The following is an 18,695-nucleotide window of genomic DNA, read 5'->3' as shown; positions in this document are numbered from 1 at the left end:
AATAATCCTCCACATCGAATGTGGAGGATTATCAGATGCCAGGAAAGTATTTCCTTAGTTTATTTTCAGTGAATACGTGATATTGATACCGCCAGCGGCAAGCATATCATGTACTGAGCAATATTTTTTAACGGCCAGTTCAGCCGCTTTAGCTGCTTTTAGCTCATCAATTTCGCCTTTTAGGAAAAAATTGATGTGGATATCTGTAAATACCTGCGGGATTTCTTCGCGTCGTTTTCCTTCCACTTCGACCTGGATATCGTCAATTTGCTGGCGTTGTTTTACTAGTATGCTATGGAGGTCAAAGACGCTACAAGAACCCAGTGCCATTAAAACCAATTCCATTGGACGAACACCTTTTCCTTCGCCGCCGATAGCTTCCGAGCCATCGATGTTGACTTTGACAGGAGATAATTCACTGCTGGCTTCGAAATGCACAGCTTGGTTGACACGGTTTAATTTGATTTTCATCTTATTTTATTTTATTCTTTTTTGCTCGTTTAGACTCCTTTTTCAATCCATACGAGGGTTTTGTTGTTCAATCTATACTAAACAAACTTAGATAAATTACCTTTTATATGCAATATAATTGCGTAGTATATAAAAGTAATTTATCGATCTCTCCTCTGCCTATTGAGGAACTTATTTATAGAGGAAATATACAAAAAAGGCAGACGATTATTCGTCTGCCTTTTGTCAGTATGTAGATCACTCTTTATTTTGTGACGGTATCGGGTAGTTTGACACCGCGATATTTCGCTACATCAACCTGTGGAATCTTTGAGCCATATTTAGAATTGATGGCGCTGATAAAGATGTTCGCCATTAGGGCGTTTCCAATTGGTGTTAAATGAATACCATCTAAAGAGAATGCATTTCCGGTAATGTATTTTGCACTCACCGCTAGTCCGTTGATACGAACACCTCCTTTTACATTATTCAAGAATTCATGCACATCAGCTAAAGCTAGACCTTTTGAATTTGCAGCAGCTTTGATAGCAGCATTATACTCGTTGATACGTTGTACGACCGTTGCTGTTTCGCTTACATCAAGTACGTATTTGTCTTCGACGGGATTCATCGGGTGTAAGCCGTATGGAATTTGTGCAGCATTTGGTTTTCCCAATAATCCTGTTGAGGAGAAAGGAAGGACAAAATAATCTTGATCGGTAGCTGCACGGGGACCTGACTTGGTTGCTATGTAGATATTTGTTACCGGTGTCGGCGGATTTGTTGCATTGACAGCTGCCAATAACGCAGCACGGGTTACCGTTGTAAAATAGGGTGTTGCTGTTACATCTGGAATTGTTGCTAGTACTCCTTTTTGTCCGCCAGCGGTTAATGTCGTCACATAGTTGCCCAATAATGATGTGAATAGCGCAGTGGAGGTTAATGTTGATGTAGGTCCATCTTCTACACCACCATTTGTAGCCCAGCCTAATGCATCGTTGTTACCTAGGGCGAAACTAAAAAAATGTGTGATTTTGCGCTGTGGAATAAGCAAAATACGTTTTCATTGCATCAGCATCAGGCAGCAAGCGTTCGAAATACATATTTCCAGCCTGTGATCCTATTCCAGCTACAAAAGCCATATCCATACGCATGCCCGGTACACCAAGGTTGTTGATCGGATCGGTATATTTTGTCAATAATTTTGGTGAAGCTGAGCGGTAGGCCAATTTATCCGTTACCTGTGCCGTTACCGGCTGGCCATTGACGAGCGCTGTAAGTGTAATATAACCAGAACCATTGGCTTGATCTTCACTGAAAAACGGCGATTTGAATTCACCACCACCGACTTGCTTTAACTGTTCGGCAATTAAATTTGGATAGGCTACCTTTTGACCTTCCAGATACAGTCCACCATCCGCATACCCAGCAGTCAATGAATTTCCGATGGCAACATATTTTGAAAAATTAAGCGATCCAGCCGAAGGCGTATATTCGTCCAAGGTAGGTTTACATGAGGCGATCGCTAAAAGTGCTAACGCCGCAGCTATATAAAGTTTGTTTTTTTTCATCTTAGTCAAATTTGGCTGTTAATTACCATTTATAGCTTACACCAATACCAGGAGCAAAAATATTTGTCGCATAAGTACCCGAAAGATGGCTCTCCACATTAGTTGACGGACGAGCCACAATGCGTTGGTAAGCAAACGAACCTGTGACGTCAATTTTTGGTGATGGTTTTACCGTAAAACCTCCAGATATCAAATATCTCGTGTTATCGGGTGTCTCAGGATAGACATAGGCGCTCTGTTGTACCGGTGTTGCGATCACACCGCCACCTATACGTAATTGCAGGCGGTCGGAAGCAATATATTCCAATCCTGCTTTAATAGATCCTGCTTTATCGTATTTTTTTGGTGAATGGGTATCTTGCAATACAGGTGTGTTTTCTTTGTAATCGAAATCTAGGGCTTTATATATGTCGTAGTTGATGAGCGTTGCATCAAGAGCCATCTTTAATTTCTCCGAAATAGGGAAGGCGATGCCCGCGGCAAATGTCGAAGGAAGCGGTAGCTCAGCACTGAATTTGTTACCTGCAGGAAAATTGCTAGCCACCGATTCAGGCACGTCAAAAGTTGCATCACCATTTTTAAGTTTAGTGACAACTTTAGAACGGTAACTTACCGATATAGCGAAGTCGTCTTCTAAGTTATAATGAATACCCACGTTATACCCCGTTCCAGTTCCGGTTCCTTTTAGGGTTGCCAGTCCGGCGTGACCGTCCGGATAGAATACCGGAACAGAATTTTCGAGGTCTACGGTACCAACGTTGTATACAAAACCACCCCCAACACTAAAATTTTCAGTCAGTTTGAAACTCAATGTGGGCTGAATATAGATTGCACGTAGCGAAAGGCTGACCAAACTGAATTTACCTACCCAATCTTTCCCCCAATCGACGGCCCCACCGTAAGGTGTGTATACGCCAATACCGGCTTTCCACCAGGAGTTTTTAGGGCCGAATGCAGCAAATAATGAAAAAGGAGTTGAAATCTGATTTCTAGTATGATAAACAACTGTACTGCCGACCTCTTGAAAGGCAGATTTGTACATCACGGCATTACCGGCAACTGAAATAGCGTTATGGTCCATTTTTGCTAAAGCACCCGGACTATAAAAAATGGAAGACTCATCTAAAAAGTAAGCAGAACCTGCTCCCCCCATTCCCACAGCTTTGGGACTTTGTAGATTCACTTGAGATCCTTGTGCAAACAGGAGTGACGGACTTGCACAAAGTATTGAAAATAGCAGTTTCTTCATACTAGTGTTTATTTTTGGTTAACATTCCTCTTTCAAATACAATGCTAACATAATAAATGTTTGACTAAAATTAATAAATGTTGTGTAATATTTTTTTTGCTCGTACCTTTAAGTGCAAGGATACTAAAAATTAAACGATCATATTATATGGCTACAATCACTTTTAAAGGCAATCCAGTAAACACGAAAGGCAGTTTACCACAGGTTGGCGAGCAAGCTCCTGATTTTAAATTAACTGCAGGCGATCTTTCCGATAAGTCTCTTACAGACTTCAAAGGAAAAAAAATTGTATTAAATATTTTTCCTAGTGTAGATACCGGAACTTGTGCCGCTTCCGTACGTGCATTTAATAAAGAGGCTTCTCAGTTGGATAACACTGTGGTGTTATGTATATCGAAAGATTTGCCTTTTGCACAAGGCCGCTTTTGTGCTGCAGAGGGGCTAAATAACGTAGTGACATTATCAGAGTATAAAGATTCAAACTTTTCAGATGCTTATCAATTGGCTATCGCTGATGGACCTTTGGCAGGTTTATTGAGCCGTGTTGTCATCACATTGGATGAAAATGGAAAAGTATTGTACGAAGAGCAAGTCGCAGAAATTGCTGATGAGCCAAACTATGCTGCAGCGATCGCATCGTTGAATTAAGTAGGATGAGAGTGAATAAAAAAAGCCTTTGCTTATGCAAAGGCTTTTTTAGTTAATGTATATTCGCTAACTATTACAAAGCGAACGTTTATTTCGTTTTCTCTAAAGCCTGCAAGATATCGTTGATGATATCTTGTTGATCTTCCAGACCCACAGACAGGCGGATACTGCCCGGTTTGATGCCCAGATTCAAACGTTCTTCTTCCGACAATTTTGAGTGTGTCGTTGAAGCTGGATGCGTTGCGATTGATCTTGAATCTCCTAAATTAGAGGTATATAAAATCATTTCCAAATGATCTACAAAGGCTTTTGCTCGCTCAAAACCACCTTTGACAACAAAGGTTACAATACCGCCACCAGCTTTCATTTGTTTCTTGGCCAGCTCATATTGTGGATGGCTTGGTAAAAATGGATATTTTACATCCTCAATTTCCGCATGATTTTCCAATGCCTCGGCCAAAGCCAATGCGTTAGAACAATGGCGATCCATACGGATGCCCAACGTGTCTAAACTTTTTGATATGATCCAGGCATTGAAAGGCGATAATGCGGGGCCTGTATGACGGATAAAGAACATCAATTTATCGATAAGCTCTTGTTTTCCGACAACAATACCGCCCAAAACACGACCCTGTCCATCCATATATTTGGTCGCCGAATGGATAACCAGGTCAAATCCATATTGAATCGGTTTCTGAAGATAAGGTGTGGCAAAGCAGTTGTCGATCGACAGAATGATATGAGGATATTTCTCCTTGAATTTACCCAACCATTCCAAATCAACCAATTCCAGACCTGGGTTGGATGGCGATTCTAAAAAGATGATTTTCGTATTCGGCTGAATTGCTTTTTCCCATTCTTCGGGATTAGCGGCGTCTACGTAAGTTGTTGTAACGCCCCAACGTGGGAATAGTTCCGTAAATAACTGATGTGTAGAACCGAATATTGCACGTGAAGAGACAATATGGTCTCCACTTTCGATAATTCCTGCAAAGGAGGCAAATACTGCTGCCATACCTGACGCAAAAGACAATCCTGCTTCTGCACCTTCAAGAATACAAACTTTGTTGATGAATTCTGAAGTATTTGGATTAGCATAGCGGGAATAAATCATTGCATCCTCTTCGCCAGCAAAGACCGCCCGACCTTGTTCAGCGCTGTCGAAGATAAAACTTGATGTAAGGTATAAAGGAGTCGAATGTTCGCGAAGTGCTGAACGATCGACCTGTTCACGTATGATTTTAGATTGATCTTGTTTCATGATGTGTAAAGGTACGAGATGAAATTTTTATATTTGTATAATTAGCAATGAAATAACCCATTTTATGAAAAAAATATGGCTTTTGCCTTGTACTATATTCCTAGTGCTTTGCTTTTCCTGTTCAAAGGATGAGGAAGGAACTTTTGAACAAAGACCAATGCAAATTCCGATCTTGTATCTAGAGTCATCTACCGCTGAATTATTTATGTCTAACGTGAACGAAATGAAATTGAGTTATCGTGGGAAACAATTGGATCGCATTATAGGAGGATTTTTAGAGATACCTACCACGAACGGATTTGCCCCCTTTTTTACGGATAAGGTGTACTGGGACGTTCGTGTAAACGGAAATCGGATGATACTTGAAAAAAAGAGTTTTAATAAGGAACTTATATTTTCAGACAGACAGAAGTTATTATTTGAGGGCGGGAAAATTGTCGAACTTATCAATACATAGGTGATTTGCTAAAAGGGGAGTACAGCTACGTCGACGAGCAACTCAGGTCCTAATAAACGTTCTATTTTAATTCAGCGAAGAACCTAGATAGCCTCGTTGTAAGTTATCCTAATTCAGCTTTTAAAACTGTTCAGATATTTAGTGACTATGATGCCAAGCCTAATGAGATCAAAGGAGTTATGGTGCTGGAAGAGTTTCTCCCCCGAGCCTTGTCGACAAACAATTATTTAAGAAAAAATACAGTTTCGATTTCTGAAACTGGCGAGCGGGTTCAAACTGGCCGGGCCACATGTGCTGAACAATTGTTCTACTAGTGCCAAGTATTATTACAGCATTCATGTTTTGCATATTTTAATCAATCGATTGATTAAAACAAAGAATACGATTTGACCTAGGGATAAATTCTGTTGGAGCTGAGCATCGATCGGTTTTGTACGCAAATGTTACATACAGCATTTTGCAAAACTTCTTATCTTAGGGCTTTACAACCTAATTTTCTAGCACATAAATATAGACTATGTTGACAATCTTGTTATCCTCCATTTTACTTTCCAGCGGGCCTGTCGCCAAATCAGATACTTTAAAAGCTTACGGGGCCTTGCCAACCGAGCGTCAATTAAAGTGGCAAGAGATGGAAACGTATTGTTTGATTCATTATACGCCGACAACTTTCCAAAATAAGGAGTGGGGTTATGGGGATGCACAGCCCTCATTGTTTAATCCTTCGGCTTTTGATGCAAATCAAATTGCTAAGGCAGCGGCAACAGGTGGTTTCAAGGGCTTAATTAGTGTGGCAAAACACCATGATGGATTCTGTTTGTGGCCAACCAAGACAACATCCTATAGTATCGCTTCTTCACCATGGGAAAATGGAAAAGGTGATATGGTCAAAGATTTTATGCAAGCGACCCATCGGAATGGGATGAAATTTGGTGTATATCTTTCTGCTTGGGACCGTCACGATGAACGTTACGGCACACCGGCCTATGCAGATGCCTACAGACAGCAACTGACCGAATTGATGAGCAATTATGGCTCTTTGTTTACCTCCTGGCATGATGGAGCAAATGGCGGCGATGGCTTTTATGGTGGCCATGAAGGGAAGCGTATCATCGATCGAACAACTTACTATGAGTGGCATGAGAAAACTTGGCCTATTGTACGAAAATTACAGCCTGAAGCGGTTATTTTCTCAGATATCGGTCCCGATATGCGTTGGGTGGGTAATGAGAAAGGATTTGCTGCTGAAACTTCATGGGCAACATTTACGCCGATTGGCTTAAATGGAAAAGTCGCTGTACCCGGAGCGACAGAATCACATAATGCCGAAACAGGTGACCGTAATGGTAAATATTGGATACCTGCTGAATGTGACGTGCCACAACGTCCGGGATGGTTTTATCATGAAGAACAAGATAGCCGTGTAAAAACACCAAATCAGCTTTTTGAGATCTATTTAAAATCCGTTGGAAGAGGAGCATGCATGAATCTTGGCTTAGCACCGATGCCTTCTGGTACATTACATGAGAATGATGTGAAGTCGCTGCAGGCATTTGGGAAAAAAGTGAAGGAAACTTTCCGTACCAATTTAGCCAAAGGAGCGACCATCACGGCATCCAATGTCCGTAACGGTGATTCAAAATCCTATGGTACTTCATTTATTACCGATAACGACCGCTATAGTTATTGGGCAACAGACGATTCCAAAACATCGGCTACATTGGAAATAAAATTAAAATCCCCAGCGAAGTTCGACCTTATTCAGTTGAGAGAAAATATTAAGTTGGGACAACGTATCGATAGTGTTTCGATTGAACGTTGGGAAAATAACAGCTGGAAGCCTTTGGCCAAAGCAACAAGTATCGGCGCAAACCGCCTCATCAAACTCGAGCAACCTCAAACTGCAAGTAAATTACGTCTTCATGTTTATGCTCCGGTAGCAATCACGCTCAGTGATTTTGGACTGTTCAAGGAGTACAACGAACCCTTTGCATTTAATACCAAAGAGGTGAAAAAGCTGACTGGATTTAAGATTTCGACAGGTAGATCCAATAATAATGCTTATATATCTGACGGAAAACCAGGTACTTTTGCGACTGTTGCCGATCAAGGTGTAATCGTTGTCGCTACAGACAAACCTGTTTCTGGTATCGGCTTCCTTCCTCGTCAGGATGGAAAGAACATAGGGACACCAACACATTATAAAATATCAACCAGTACCGACGGAAAAACATGGACCCTTGTTAAAGAGGGCGAGTTTTCCAATATTAAGGCAAATCCAATTTTGCAACAGGTGTTTTTCGATACGAACAGCGCAACCAAGTTTATCAAATTTGAACCAAAACAATTTATCGACGGTAATGAACTAGCCATAGCGGAATTTGAATTGTATGGTAAATAGATTTTTAATGCTTATCGTGGTATGTATATGTCATACCACGATGCTTTTTGCTCAACAAAATCCACTCGTACTTTGGTATAATAAGCCCGCGAAGGTTTGGGAAGAGACCTTGCCATTAGGAAACGGACTCATCGGCATGATGCCCGATGGAAATCCTAGTCATGAAAAGATCGTACTCAACGAGATTAGTATGTGGTCGGGCAGTCCAGAGGATCCCAATAATTATGAAGCCTATAAAAATGTTGAAGCTATTCAGGCGCTGCTTAAGGCCGGTAAAAATGATGAAGCCGAAAAATTGGTCAATGAAACTTTTGTGACCAAAGGCAAGGGGTCTGGTTTTGGTAATGGGGCAACCGTTCCCTATGGCTGTTATCAGCTATTCGGCGACCTTTTGCTGGATTATAAATTGCCCGCGGGAACGATCGAAGGTTACAAGCGTTCCTTGGACTTAGCGACGGCCTCTGCACAAACTTCATTCAAGATAAACGGACAACAGTTCCAACGTCGTTATTATACTTCTTTTGACAATAATGTAGGTATTATCCAATTGAGCCAACATAAAGATGAGGTACAGCAGTTAGGCATATCATTCCAGCGCCAGGAAAATATTGACCGTTATACCTTGTTGGACGATGGGATTCTGATCGAGGGATCTTTGCCTGATGGAAAAGGAGGTAAAAATCTGAAATTCGTTGGATTAATTCAGGTTAAAGGTAAAAATCTGCAGATCAGCAAAAAAGATAAAACCTTAGAGGTGTCGGCAAAAGGCGGTCTTACGATCTATTTCTCAGCAAGTACTTCCTATTACGGAAAAGATCCCTTACCTATTGTCAAAGCAGCGGTTGCAGCAGCAAAAACTGCTGAAGAACAAAAGGTATATCGGGGTCATCTCGCTGCGTATCAAAAGGTCTTCGATCGGGTAAGTCTCAATCTGTATGGAAATACAGTGAATAACGCTATTCCGACCAATGAACGCATTGCTAATTTTTATAAAAATCCGGTTCAGGATCCCGATTTGGCAACGATTTATTATCAATACGGAAGGTATTTGAATATTTCAAGTGCTGCCCCGAAAAATACAAAAGCACTCCCGCCAAACCTTCAGGGACTATGGGCTAATCAGATCAATACGCCTTGGAATGGTGATTATCATCTCAACATCAATGCACAAATGAATCATTGGGGTGTGGAGGTTAATAATCTGAGCGAGTATCATAAGCCTTTTATCGAAATGATAAAACGGATTGCAAAGACAGGTGAGCAGACTGCAAAGGCATACTATAATGCACCGGGGTGGGTGGTCTATATGATGACGAATATCTGGGGCTATTCCGCTCCGGGTGAGCAGGCTTCCTGGGGAGCGAGTACGGCATCGGGCTGGCTATGTAATCATCTCTGGGAACATTATCAGTTTACTGAGGATAAAAATTATCTCAAGGAGATTTACCCGATACTCAAAGGAGCAGCAGAGTTTTACGATCATACGCTCGTGCAGGACCCTAAGACAGGATGGTGGGTCACTTCACCGTCGGTGTCGCCGGAAAATACTTTCCGAATGGCCAATGGAAAAGTTGCTGCAGTTGTGATGGGACCTACCATTGACAATCAGATCGTACGGGAGTTGTATCAGGCAGTAATTCAAGCAGATTCTATCCTGGCGATGAACGATAGTTTTGCCGGTACCTTGAAAACAAAGCTGAAGGATATCCCTCCGCCTGTAGTCGTTAGCCCATCCGGGCGTGTCATGGAATGGCTCGAAGACTATCAGGAAGTTGAACCTAAACACCGACATGTATCGCATTTATATGGTTTGTATCCTGCGGCATTTATCTCGCCACAGACGACACCTGAATGGGCTGAAGCTGCACGTAAAACTTTAGCTGTGCGCGGCGATGAAGGAACGGGCTGGTCGATAGCATGGAAAATATTGTTTTGGGCCAGATTACAGGATGGTGATCATGCACTCGAAATTTTAAGGCAATTGCTTAAACCCGCTTTTACCAATGAAACAACGTATCAAGGAGCCGGGGCAGGTACCTACCCTAATTTATTCTGTGCGCATCCGCCTTTTCAGATTGATGGAAACTTTGGTGGTGCAGCCGGAATTGCCGAGATGTTGATACAGAGTCATAACGGTTATATCCATCTATTACCTGCTCTACCCAAAGCCTGGTCAAAGGGCGAAGTTAAAGGGCTTAAAACCCGCGGAAACTACACCGTAGACATCAAATGGGAAAATGGAAAAGTTTCCGATTTGCAGATTAAAGGTAAAAAAGGAAAGATTCGTCTATTTGAAAACGGAAACTATAGAGATTATGAGGTTCGTTAACTATTTGTGTTTGATCTCCGTGCTGGCCTTGGGGACGACAGCTTGTACCCAAAAGTCCGAATCGGCGAAGACAGCCGCCTTGTTGAATAGCTTTAGCTATAAGATAACCGGAAAAACCACTGCCGCAAACGGAACTCAGGTGAGCCTCGTCGATCACGATAATAAATTGCAGCAATTTATAAAAACTCAGGTTGCCGATGGACAATTTGTTTTGGAAGGCGAATTGGCTATGGCCGGATTTTATGATATTCAGATAAAGGGTATGGAGCCCTATAGGTTATTTGTCGAAGGGGGGAGTGACTATGATTTGAGTGAAAATCAGGGCAAGTTTACCTTGACAACCTCTTCGCAGAATGCAAACGATTTTGTGCAGTTCAATGCAGCCTACCAAAAGCGTGAACAGGAGGAAAAAAATAAAACGGCAAATAAAAGCCAACGGATAAGGCAGTTGGAGAGCCAGTTGCCTTCGATGGCTGCAAGAAAGGATGGTTCCTATGAAAAAGCAGTGGATGAAATACAGCGCTTAAGCGGTAATGCCGCATTTAATCCACGTACATTATATGCCGATTTTATTCTCGATAGTACCCACCGCTCATCCTTGGTATTGCCTTATTTTTTTAAATACATCTCCTTGGATCAGACGAATTATGAAAAATTCGATGCCGCATTGTTGAGTTTTAATGCAGATTTGCAGAAGCATCCTTATTTTAAATTTGCCCGAGAAAAGGTCGATAGGGTGAAAGACTTCTATGAAAATATGCCAGTATTTCCTGCTATTAGCCCCATGAATGTAGAACGGGATAGCTTGAATTTAAAGGATATTTCAAAGGCTAAAATGCTGATCGCCGCATTTTGGAGAGCTTCCAATACAAATAGCAAGGCCGATATGGGGATGTTACGGAAAAAAGAATCTCAGTTGAACGCTATGGGAGTACGTGTTATCTATTTTTCACTGGATAAGGATCTGGATAAATGGATCAAATCAAGTAAGGATCTCGCCCTAGGTAAGCAGAGCTATTTTTTGAATTATAACGACCAAGCAACGATGGAAAATGATTTTGGTATAGATCGTACGCCAAGTTATTTATGGATAAATCCGCAGACCTTCCAAATTTTATCCTTGAGTGGTGAGGATCCAGCGATGCCACAGTTTTTAGGGAAGGTAAAGGTATTTCTTGCTAAAAATTAACGGTTATTGTCTTAAAAAATCTTACATTTGAATTAACTGTTTAATATTTGTTATTTCAATACGTAATGAAAGTTGTTCAATTTACAGTTCCGGTTGTTTACCAAGGATCTATTTGTGTGCAGGAAGATATTCTGCCTTCATTCTATAGCAACTACCACCGACACAAGGAAATCCAGCTGACCTACATTTTGAAGGGGAGGGGAACCTTTATGATTGGCAACTTTACCCACAATTTTGAAGAGGACGAGATCTATATCGTTGATGCGGATGAACCGCATATGTTCAAAACAGGGGAGGATATAAAGGATGGCATTCATGCCATCCATATTTTTTTCGACTACGAGCATTTTAAACCCTTTCTGGATTTCCCTGAATTTGATGATGTTAAGTATTTTCTGGAACATATCAACGTCAGTAAAAAATTGGATGCGGAGCATTCCGTCGCGTTAAAAGAAAAGTTTGTACAGATTAACGTGAGCGCGGGCATAGATCGTCTCCTCTCGTTTGTGAAGCTGATTAATTTTTTAAGTAAAAAAGTAGATCAATGGACTTCGCTGTATACAGGTATTCCACAAAAGAAGTTCTCAGATGCCGAAGGATTGCGAATCAATGAAATATTCCAATATACTTTCCAGCATTTTGGAGACAAGATTTCCTTGGAAGATATAGCAGCGGTAGCACACATGACACCACACGCATTTTGCAAGTATTTTAAGAAACATACCCGGAAAACCTATGTTACCTTCCTCAATGAAATCCGGATTGAACGCGCCTGTAAAATGTTGATTGACGAATCTTCGGAAAGTGTTTCTAATATCGCTTTTAAAACAGGGTTTAACAATGTTGTCAATTTCAATCGGGTGTTCAAGAAAATAACCAAACTGTCGCCGAGTGAATATGTACAGGAACATCGTATGCGCGACTAGGTTGTTTGGCGGATGTTACTATGCCGTTTAATGGAATAGTCTATGGAGATTTCCGAGCTATAGCTGGATCCTCATACCGTTGATTTTTGGTATGCTCCCCTCCGCGGAAATCGGAATAATGGTTTTGTTGACAATATCGAAAAAAGACTCGTCTCTGTTAATTTTAAGAGCAATGACATCGCGATGCGCGAAATTGGACATTCCTTTGCCCAGCTTTCCGATGAGTATTGGACTGGTAATCCATATGCTATTGAGTGTGTAAACCGCTCGCAATCGGCAGATGCAAAGCAGGTCCACTGGAAATGCTGGCTTGGAAAAGACGGAGTTGGTATTTGGACAAAATTGATTAGCCAAAGAATATTCAGGTTAAAATAGACAAGAAGAAAAACACAGTACAGTTGACGGTAAAAGATAAAGTCGATGCGCATTATAACTATATCTGGTTGAATGAAGATGGTAATCCGATTAGGAATGGGACGAATTTAATGGCGAGTATGTACGTCTAAGAGGGCTGAATAATGTGCTCAAAATGAAATTAACAATCTCTTCTGGAAAGATATACGTTCAAAAAATAGATAAAGAGACCACTTGTAAAAGCGAGAAAACGATTGTAATTTTTTAGTTACGCTATTGGAGTGAAATGATTTATAAGTTAATTTTAATCTGCCGGTTAATTAACTTATAAATCATTTATATTTATGAAAAGAAAATCCAAGTCAACTTGGGGAATTCTTTCATGTGTATTCATCCTGGTTTTAGCCGCAATGCCTTCGTGCAAAAAGCATGCAAAACTTCCCGATGAAAACGATGAAACAATTCATGCGGTAAAATTCAAAGTCAAGGATTTTGAAGCGATTGTTACTCCCCTAAAAAAACAATCAATCAAAGCAAAACGGGCTGCGCTAAGCGGAGCTGCTTCCGAAAACGAATTGCTGTACCACTGGACGTTTGATAGTAGCAACACTGTTCCTGAAGTCGCACTCGATGCCGCCGTTTCGATCGATTACAACAATGAAAAGACAGACTATGATTTCTTGGCTGGTTGGCCCGCAACGGGAAAAGCCGTTAGTTTTAAAGGGAGTAAAGAGATACTAGTCAAGATTCCTACTACAAGTATTCACTCGCTGGGTACTTGGACCTTTGATTGCAATAGTTCGAGTACAGGACCAAGGGCGCTGCTTTTGAGTTATTCGCTTGATAAGGGGAATAGTTTTTCCGCACTTTCAGACACAGTCAAGTATCCTTCTAATCTGTCTCTTTCATCTAAAGTTTCTGTAAGTGCTTCTTTGGCTGACATATCGCTTGGCAACAGTAAAGAGCTTTGGTTGAAAATCTCATTATTTGCGGGTAGCAGGGATGGAGGAGCGGGTTACAGTCCAACGACAGGTACCTTTAAGATGGACAACTTGATGATTTACGGACAAGTCAACCCGGCCGTTTTACCAAGCAAGTTTTACTATCATGTGTTCGATGCAAAATCGAAGGCCATGATCAAATCGGGAGTGCTTAATTCGCAGGAAACATTCGCTGTTGAATTGCCGATTGGAACTTATTACCTCAGTCTAATAGCTAAAAATTCAACATTACCGCTGATTATGGCAGAGGCTGTGGATTTTGAACATTTTTATGCTACCAATGCTTTTTCAGAACAATCTGCAGAGTTGTTTGCCGCTCGGGATACCTTTGAGGTTAAGGGGGCGTTAGAGCGGGTCCTAAACTTAAACCGGATCTACAGCGAGGTCAAGTTGACTTTTACAGACAGCGAAGATCTGAGCGCAATTGATAGTATTCAGGTAGAGCAACTTCATCCTGTATTTCATTATTATCCTTTTATGACGCGGAGTAGCGATCATTTCGATAAAAGTGTGTTGACGGTTGTCCCACATTTTACGGTGGCTAATCAAAGTTTTTCGTTCAACCAATTTATGGGCTATTATCTCGATAACAAGGCTATTAAATATCAGTTCCGAGTTTTCAAAGATGGCCAATTGCTACGTACGTTTGAATTGGGAAGTGAAATCCGAAATAATGTTCAAATACAGTTTAAGGGCAAATTGCTGGAGACCGCCAATGGGAATCTGGGATTTCAGGTCGTGAAGAACGAACAGTGGGACGACAATATTGTGATAGAATACTAGCACAGTTGTTGTACTTAGCATCTAGCCGCCCTACATCTATTAAAAACAAAAAGGTGTCCAGCAATGGACACCTTTTCTGTTATAGCGATTCGACTATATTAATTTTTTAAGTAGGGTGTTCCAACCAGCCAAGTCATTCAATATTTTTTCAAGGTCGGCAATGGCAACACGTTCCTGTGCCATCGTATCACGGTGACGGATGGTTACGGTGTTGTCTTCCAATGAATCGTAATCGACTGTGATACAGATTGGTGTTCCGATTGCATCTTGACGACGGTAACGTTTTCCAATGGCATCTTTTTCGTCATATTGAACGTTGTAATCCAATTTTAGTGTATTTAGGATCTCACGTGCTTTTTCTGGTAAACCATCTTTTTTGGTCAATGGTAAAATTGCAGCTTTTACCGGTGCCAATGCTGGTGGAAATTTCAATACAACGCGCGAATCTTGTTTTTCTGCTGTAGAAAGATCTTCTGTTACCAAAGAGTTACATAATACAGTTAAGAAAAGGCGGTCCAATCCGATTGAAGTTTCAATGACATATGGAATGTAGTTTTGATTGATCTCCGGATCAAAATATTGCATTTTCTTTTTAGAAAATTCCTGATGTTGTTTTAAGTCAAAATCGGTACGCGAGTGGATACCCTCAACTTCTTTGAATCCGAATGGGAAGTTGAATTCAATATCAACTGCAGCATTTGCGTAATGCGCTAATTTATCGTGGTCGTGGTAACGGTAGTTGGATGGATCGAAACCCAATGCCAAATGCCATTTCAAGCGTGTCTCTTTCCATTTGTTATACCATTCCAATTCAGTACCCGGGCGGCAGAAAAATTGCATTTCCATTTGCTCGAATTCGCGCATACGCATGATAAACTGGCGGGCAATTACTTCGTTACGGAAAGCTTTACCAATTTGGGCGATACCAAAAGGAATTTTCATACGTCCTGTCTTTTGAACGTTCAGGAAGTTGACGAAAATACCTTGTGCAGTTTCAGGACGAAGGTAAACCTGATCAGCTCCATCTGCCATAGCACCCATTTGGGTTGCAAACATCAAATTAAATTGACGTACTTCAGTCCAATTTTTGGTACCTGAAACCGGACATACGATATTATGTTCTTCAATGATGGTTTTCAGTCCAGCTAAATCGTCTGCATTCAATGCGGTATTCAAAGCGTCTAATAGGGCAGCAGCTTCAGCTGTCTTACCATCTGCTTCATAACGTGCAATCTTATCTTCGATCAATTGATCGGCACGGTAACGTTTTTTTGAATCCTTATTGTCGATCATTGGGTCGTTAAAACCATCAACGTGACCAGATGCTTTCCATGTTGTTGGGTGCATGAAAATTGCGGCATCAATACCAACAATGTTTTCGTGCAATTGCACCATGGATTTCCACCAATAAGTCTTTAGGTTGTTTTTTAATTCCGAACCCAATTGACCATAATCGTAGACGGCACTTAATCCGTCATATATTTCGCTCGATTGAAATACAAAACCGTATTCCTTCGCGTGTGATACTACACTTTTGAAAAAGTCGTCTGTCTGTTTGCTCATAAGTGGCAAATATAGATATTAGTTTTAGATTTTAGATATAAGATTCTTGATAAGAGGTATTCTTTAAATGCCTAAATCACGGATCTGCTGGGACGCATTTTTGTTATCTACTTTTTTGATGATATGCTGGATAATGCCATCTGCATCAATCACAAAGGTTGTGCGTGCTGTACCCATATATTTTTTACCATACATGTTTTTCTCTACCCATACCCCATAAGCCACCACGAGACTTTTGTCTTCATCGACAAGGAGCTGGAAAGGTAATTCGTGTTTAGTGATAAATTTTTTATGTGATGCTTCGTCATCCACACTTACGCCGATGATTTCATAACCTTCCTTTTTCAGGGACTGATAATTGTCTCTGAAATTGCAGGCCTCCGTGGTGCAGCCTGGTGTATTGTCTTTTGGATAAAAATATAAAATAACTTTTTTCCCTTTGAAATCCGAAAGATGTACCGTTTCACCATGTTGATTTTTTGCACTAAAATCCGGTGCTTGTTGTCCTATTTCTAGTGTTGCCATATGTATTTCGATTTAGTCGATTAAGATACGAAATTATAACAATAAATCTATCCGATGGTATGCTTAAGCATTTTGGTTAACGTGCCTGCTGCTACTCGTGAAGTCGACAACTTGGTTCTCGCCAAGTAATTTGATAAAAGATCTGTCGGCTGGTACAGTGAGGATAATTTTTAGAAAATCAATTGTTCTATCGACACATAAATTACTATTTTTAAAAAAACATGGAAATGGAACTATCATCTTTTGAAAAACAGATCAATAGTACGATTTTACAGCGAGGTAAAGTCTACTACCAAAAAGGACAGGTTGAATCTCTTGGAGAAACAGAAGATGGTGTATGGGTTGCAGTGGTAGCAGGGTCGGACGATTATTTTGTAGAGATTGAAATTAGCAAAAAAGGATCAGTAGGAGATTATGGATGTGACTGTCCCTACGATGGCGATTTGTGCAAGCACGTGGTTGCTGTCTTGTATGCTATACGGGATGAAAAAGCGATTGCTCCTGAGGATGTACCTAAAACTACCAAGAAAAAAACAAAACTATCCTTTCAAAAACTACTGGACAATATCAGTAGCGACGAGCTGAAAGCATTTATTGTCCAGTACAGCAAAAAGGACAGTAGCTTTAAATCTGATTTGGAACTATTCTTTGCAGAAAAAGATGAAAACTTTGACATAGAAAAGCAAATAAAGGATCAGATTAGGAAAGCGATCAAGACCTACAGCAAACACGAATTTATCGATTATGGTTCAAGTGGTAAGCTAGCACGGGAATTACAAAAAATTCTGATGCAAGGTCAATATTATCTATCCAAAAATAACATCCTAAACGGTAGCTTGTTATGCATGGCGTATATACAGGAAGTCATGCCAGTGATTACTTACGCCGACGATAGCAATGGATCTATAGGAGATGCTATCGATGGTGGTATATCCTTATTGACAGATATTGCGGTGCAGTCCCCCGTCGATTTGAAAGAAAAGATTGCTGTGTATTTGAATAAAGAGCTGCAACAGGATCTGTACTTTGACTATGGCGATTTCGGATATGATATGACAGATCTTTATGCGCAGCTATGTCTGGATTTAAGTAAAATAGATGATTTTCTGCACTTTGCCGATGTGGCTATTCATAAAGCTCGTTTAGACCGTTATGATTACCGTAGTAGTTTTTTTATACAGATTAAAGCCTCCATCCTTCAAAAGGAAACAGGAAAGAAGAGGTACAGCAATTGATAGAACAACAAATCCATTTGCCACAAATGAGGAAGGTTCAGGTCGAAAAAGCTATTGAAAACGAGCGCTTTGAAGAGGCCAAGGAATTGCTGGTTGAAGGAATACGACTAGCGGAAGAAGCACAGCATCCTCGTGTAATAAGGGACTGGGAAGAAACCCTTTTTCATATTGCCGTTCTGCAAAATGACATTCCAATGGTGCGCTCTTTTACAGAAAAATTCGCTATAGGTTACTCTTTTAGCAGCCACTATTACAACCAGTGGAAAAACACCTATACCTCAGAAGAATGGAGAAGTGTCATTAACGACAAAATCAACTCGATTCGCGCAAAATCAACCGGAGAAAAGAGTTCCTATTCGAAACACCAAGACTACTGGCTTTTGAACGAAATAGGTCCTATCTATATTGAAGAGAATATGTTCGACCATTACTTGCACTGGTGCAACGGCAGACCGATCTGGAAACCATACTAAACTATCATGAGCATTTATATAAATTGTATCCTGCGGAACTTATGAAATTGTACTCATCCCTATTGGATCAACATGCTGAGTCTGCCAATAAACGTAATGCCTACCAACGATTGATGGACATCGTATTCGCTATATTTAAAGATATACCTTCTGGTAGGGAAACACTCTTGGCCCAAATGCTTCACTGGAAAATGATCTACAGGCACCGTCCTGCGATGATGGATGAATTAACGAATATACTGGACAAAATCAATGCACAGGGGGAGTAGATGAATACATG

18 protein-coding genes are annotated in these 18,695 nt (G+C 40.7%); 10 read left to right on the top strand and 8 right to left on the bottom strand.

Going from position 1 to position 18,695, the window contains the following annotated elements; translation table 11 throughout:
* Nucleotides 1-54: 54 nt before the first annotated feature.
* The 4 genes from DTA23_RS13005 to DTA23_RS12995 all read right to left on the bottom strand — a co-directional run bounded on the left by DTA23_RS13005 (nucleotide 55) and on the right by DTA23_RS12995 (nucleotide 3,270).
* The gene (locus DTA23_RS13005; protein ID WP_046673691.1) at nucleotides 55-471 is read right to left on the bottom strand and encodes an OsmC family protein; all 417 of its coding nucleotides are present in this window, start codon (nucleotides 469-471) and stop codon (nucleotides 55-57) included.
* Nucleotides 472-715: 244 nt separating this feature from the next.
* Complete coding sequence (locus DTA23_RS30410) at nucleotides 716-1,504, bottom strand: SGNH/GDSL hydrolase family protein (protein ID WP_370445101.1); 789 nt, start codon at nucleotides 1,502-1,504, stop codon at nucleotides 716-718.
* The gene (locus DTA23_RS30405) at nucleotides 1,467-2,021 is read right to left on the bottom strand and encodes a hypothetical protein (protein WP_370445100.1); all 555 of its coding nucleotides are present in this window, start codon (nucleotides 2,019-2,021) and stop codon (nucleotides 1,467-1,469) included. The genes DTA23_RS30410 and DTA23_RS30405 overlap by 38 nt, the downstream gene beginning before the upstream one ends.
* Nucleotides 2,022-2,043: 22 nt before the next feature.
* On the bottom strand, nucleotides 2,044-3,270 hold the full coding sequence (locus DTA23_RS12995) for an OmpP1/FadL family transporter (RefSeq protein WP_112375003.1): 1,227 nt from the start codon (nucleotides 3,268-3,270) through the stop codon (nucleotides 2,044-2,046).
* A gap of 147 nt (nucleotides 3,271-3,417) precedes the next feature.
* On the opposite strand from DTA23_RS12995, the gene tpx reads away from it, so the two are divergent.
* Nucleotides 3,418-3,918, top strand: a complete 501-nt coding sequence (gene tpx, locus DTA23_RS12990) for a thiol peroxidase (RefSeq protein WP_070570237.1) — start codon at nucleotides 3,418-3,420, stop codon at nucleotides 3,916-3,918.
* Nucleotides 3,919-4,006: 88 nt separating this feature from the next.
* Here tpx and DTA23_RS12985 read toward each other — a convergent pair whose 3' ends face one another.
* A complete protein-coding gene (locus DTA23_RS12985) occupies nucleotides 4,007-5,179 on the bottom strand; it encodes a trans-sulfuration enzyme family protein (RefSeq protein ID WP_070570235.1) in 1,173 nt (390 codons plus the stop codon).
* Between the two features lie 157 nt (nucleotides 5,180-5,336).
* Between DTA23_RS12985 and DTA23_RS12980 the strand changes: the two genes are divergently transcribed.
* The 5 genes from DTA23_RS12980 to DTA23_RS12960 all read left to right on the top strand — a co-directional run bounded on the left by DTA23_RS12980 (nucleotide 5,337) and on the right by DTA23_RS12960 (nucleotide 12,481).
* Complete coding sequence (locus DTA23_RS12980; RefSeq protein ID WP_145327499.1) at nucleotides 5,337-5,636, top strand: hypothetical protein; 300 nt, start codon at nucleotides 5,337-5,339, stop codon at nucleotides 5,634-5,636.
* A 517-nt stretch (nucleotides 5,637-6,153) separates the two neighbouring features.
* Nucleotides 6,154-8,037 (top strand): alpha-L-fucosidase, encoded by a 1,884-nt coding sequence (locus DTA23_RS12975; RefSeq protein ID WP_112375001.1) that lies wholly within the window; start codon nucleotides 6,154-6,156, stop codon nucleotides 8,035-8,037.
* The gene (locus tag DTA23_RS12970) at nucleotides 8,027-10,366 is read left to right on the top strand and encodes a glycoside hydrolase family 95 protein (RefSeq protein WP_112375000.1); all 2,340 of its coding nucleotides are present in this window, start codon (nucleotides 8,027-8,029) and stop codon (nucleotides 10,364-10,366) included. Before DTA23_RS12975 ends, DTA23_RS12970 begins: the two co-directional genes overlap by 11 nt.
* Entirely contained in the window at nucleotides 10,353-11,555 is a 1,203-nt protein-coding gene (locus DTA23_RS12965) for a DUF4369 domain-containing protein (RefSeq protein WP_172462412.1), read from the top strand. The genes DTA23_RS12970 and DTA23_RS12965 overlap by 14 nt, the downstream gene beginning before the upstream one ends.
* Nucleotides 11,556-11,602: 47 nt before the next feature.
* On the top strand, nucleotides 11,603-12,481 hold the full coding sequence (locus tag DTA23_RS12960; RefSeq protein ID WP_256603663.1) for a helix-turn-helix domain-containing protein: 879 nt from the start codon (nucleotides 11,603-11,605) through the stop codon (nucleotides 12,479-12,481).
* A gap of 57 nt (nucleotides 12,482-12,538) precedes the next feature.
* Here DTA23_RS12960 and DTA23_RS26930 read toward each other — a convergent pair whose 3' ends face one another.
* Nucleotides 12,539-12,835 carry a hypothetical protein gene (locus DTA23_RS26930; protein WP_146753071.1) on the bottom strand — a complete coding sequence of 99 codons (297 nt, stop codon included), beginning with the start codon at nucleotides 12,833-12,835 and terminating at the stop codon, nucleotides 12,539-12,541.
* Nucleotides 12,836-13,179: 344 nt separating this feature from the next.
* On the opposite strand from DTA23_RS26930, the gene DTA23_RS12950 reads away from it, so the two are divergent.
* Nucleotides 13,180-14,619: a hypothetical protein gene (locus DTA23_RS12950; protein WP_112374996.1), complete on the top strand. Its 1,440-nt coding sequence runs from the start codon at nucleotides 13,180-13,182 to the stop codon at nucleotides 14,617-14,619.
* 93 nt (nucleotides 14,620-14,712) lie between these two features.
* On the opposite strand, the gene DTA23_RS12945 is transcribed toward DTA23_RS12950, so the two are convergent.
* Entirely contained in the window at nucleotides 14,713-16,182 is a 1,470-nt protein-coding gene (locus tag DTA23_RS12945; RefSeq protein WP_075994392.1) for a glycine--tRNA ligase, read from the bottom strand.
* Nucleotides 16,183-16,245: 63 nt separating this feature from the next.
* Complete coding sequence (gene bcp / locus DTA23_RS12940) at nucleotides 16,246-16,707, bottom strand: thioredoxin-dependent thiol peroxidase (protein ID WP_112374995.1); 462 nt, start codon at nucleotides 16,705-16,707, stop codon at nucleotides 16,246-16,248.
* A 221-nt stretch (nucleotides 16,708-16,928) separates the two neighbouring features.
* Here bcp and DTA23_RS12935 point away from each other — a divergent pair, with 221 nt between their 5' ends.
* Genes DTA23_RS12935 through DTA23_RS12925 form a run of 3 tightly spaced genes read left to right on the top strand, consistent with a single transcriptional unit; the run spans nucleotide 16,929 to nucleotide 18,684 of the window.
* Nucleotides 16,929-17,942, top strand: a complete 1,014-nt coding sequence (locus DTA23_RS12935; protein WP_112374994.1) for an SWIM zinc finger family protein — start codon at nucleotides 16,929-16,931, stop codon at nucleotides 17,940-17,942.
* Between the two features lie 26 nt (nucleotides 17,943-17,968).
* Nucleotides 17,969-18,415 carry a hypothetical protein gene (locus DTA23_RS12930; RefSeq protein WP_112374993.1) on the top strand — a complete coding sequence of 149 codons (447 nt, stop codon included), beginning with the start codon at nucleotides 17,969-17,971 and terminating at the stop codon, nucleotides 18,413-18,415.
* A gap of 41 nt (nucleotides 18,416-18,456) precedes the next feature.
* Nucleotides 18,457-18,684 carry a hypothetical protein gene (locus DTA23_RS12925; RefSeq protein ID WP_112374992.1) on the top strand — a complete coding sequence of 76 codons (228 nt, stop codon included), beginning with the start codon at nucleotides 18,457-18,459 and terminating at the stop codon, nucleotides 18,682-18,684.
* Nucleotides 18,685-18,695 lie beyond the last annotated feature (11 nt).

Origin of the sequence: Sphingobacterium multivorum, assembly GCF_900457465.1 — a bacterium.
Taxonomy (GTDB): domain Bacteria; phylum Bacteroidota; class Bacteroidia; order Sphingobacteriales; family Sphingobacteriaceae; genus Sphingobacterium; species Sphingobacterium multivorum.
This window is presented reverse-complemented; position numbering and strand designations above follow the sequence as displayed.

Excerpts from the sequence above, each read along its gene's own strand:
- DTA23_RS13005 (WP_046673691.1), bottom strand. The coding sequence starts at position 471 with ATGAAAATCAAATTAAACCGTGTCAACCAAGCTGTGCATTTCGAAGCC.
- DTA23_RS30405 (WP_370445100.1), bottom strand. The coding sequence starts at position 2,021 with ATGAAAAAAAACAAACTTTATATAGCTGCGGCGTTAGCACTTTTAGCG.
- DTA23_RS12995 (WP_112375003.1), bottom strand. The coding sequence starts at position 3,270 with ATGAAGAAACTGCTATTTTCAATACTTTGTGCAAGTCCGTCACTCCTG.
- tpx (WP_070570237.1), top strand. The coding sequence starts at position 3,418 with ATGGCTACAATCACTTTTAAAGGCAATCCAGTAAACACGAAAGGCAGT.
- DTA23_RS12985 (WP_070570235.1), bottom strand. The coding sequence starts at position 5,179 with ATGAAACAAGATCAATCTAAAATCATACGTGAACAGGTCGATCGTTCA.
- DTA23_RS12980 (WP_145327499.1), top strand. The coding sequence starts at position 5,337 with ATGCAAATTCCGATCTTGTATCTAGAGTCATCTACCGCTGAATTATTT.
- DTA23_RS12975 (WP_112375001.1), top strand. The coding sequence starts at position 6,154 with ATGTTGACAATCTTGTTATCCTCCATTTTACTTTCCAGCGGGCCTGTC.
- DTA23_RS12970 (WP_112375000.1), top strand. The coding sequence starts at position 8,027 with ATGGTAAATAGATTTTTAATGCTTATCGTGGTATGTATATGTCATACC.
- DTA23_RS12965 (WP_172462412.1), top strand. The coding sequence starts at position 10,353 with ATGAGGTTCGTTAACTATTTGTGTTTGATCTCCGTGCTGGCCTTGGGG.
- DTA23_RS12950 (WP_112374996.1), top strand. The coding sequence starts at position 13,180 with ATGAAAAGAAAATCCAAGTCAACTTGGGGAATTCTTTCATGTGTATTC.
- DTA23_RS12945 (WP_075994392.1), bottom strand. The coding sequence starts at position 16,182 with ATGAGCAAACAGACAGACGACTTTTTCAAAAGTGTAGTATCACACGCG.
- bcp (WP_112374995.1), bottom strand. The coding sequence starts at position 16,707 with ATGGCAACACTAGAAATAGGACAACAAGCACCGGATTTTAGTGCAAAA.
- DTA23_RS12935 (WP_112374994.1), top strand. The coding sequence starts at position 16,929 with ATGGAAATGGAACTATCATCTTTTGAAAAACAGATCAATAGTACGATT.
- DTA23_RS12930 (WP_112374993.1), top strand. The coding sequence starts at position 17,969 with ATGAGGAAGGTTCAGGTCGAAAAAGCTATTGAAAACGAGCGCTTTGAA.
- DTA23_RS12925 (WP_112374992.1), top strand. The coding sequence starts at position 18,457 with ATGAAATTGTACTCATCCCTATTGGATCAACATGCTGAGTCTGCCAAT.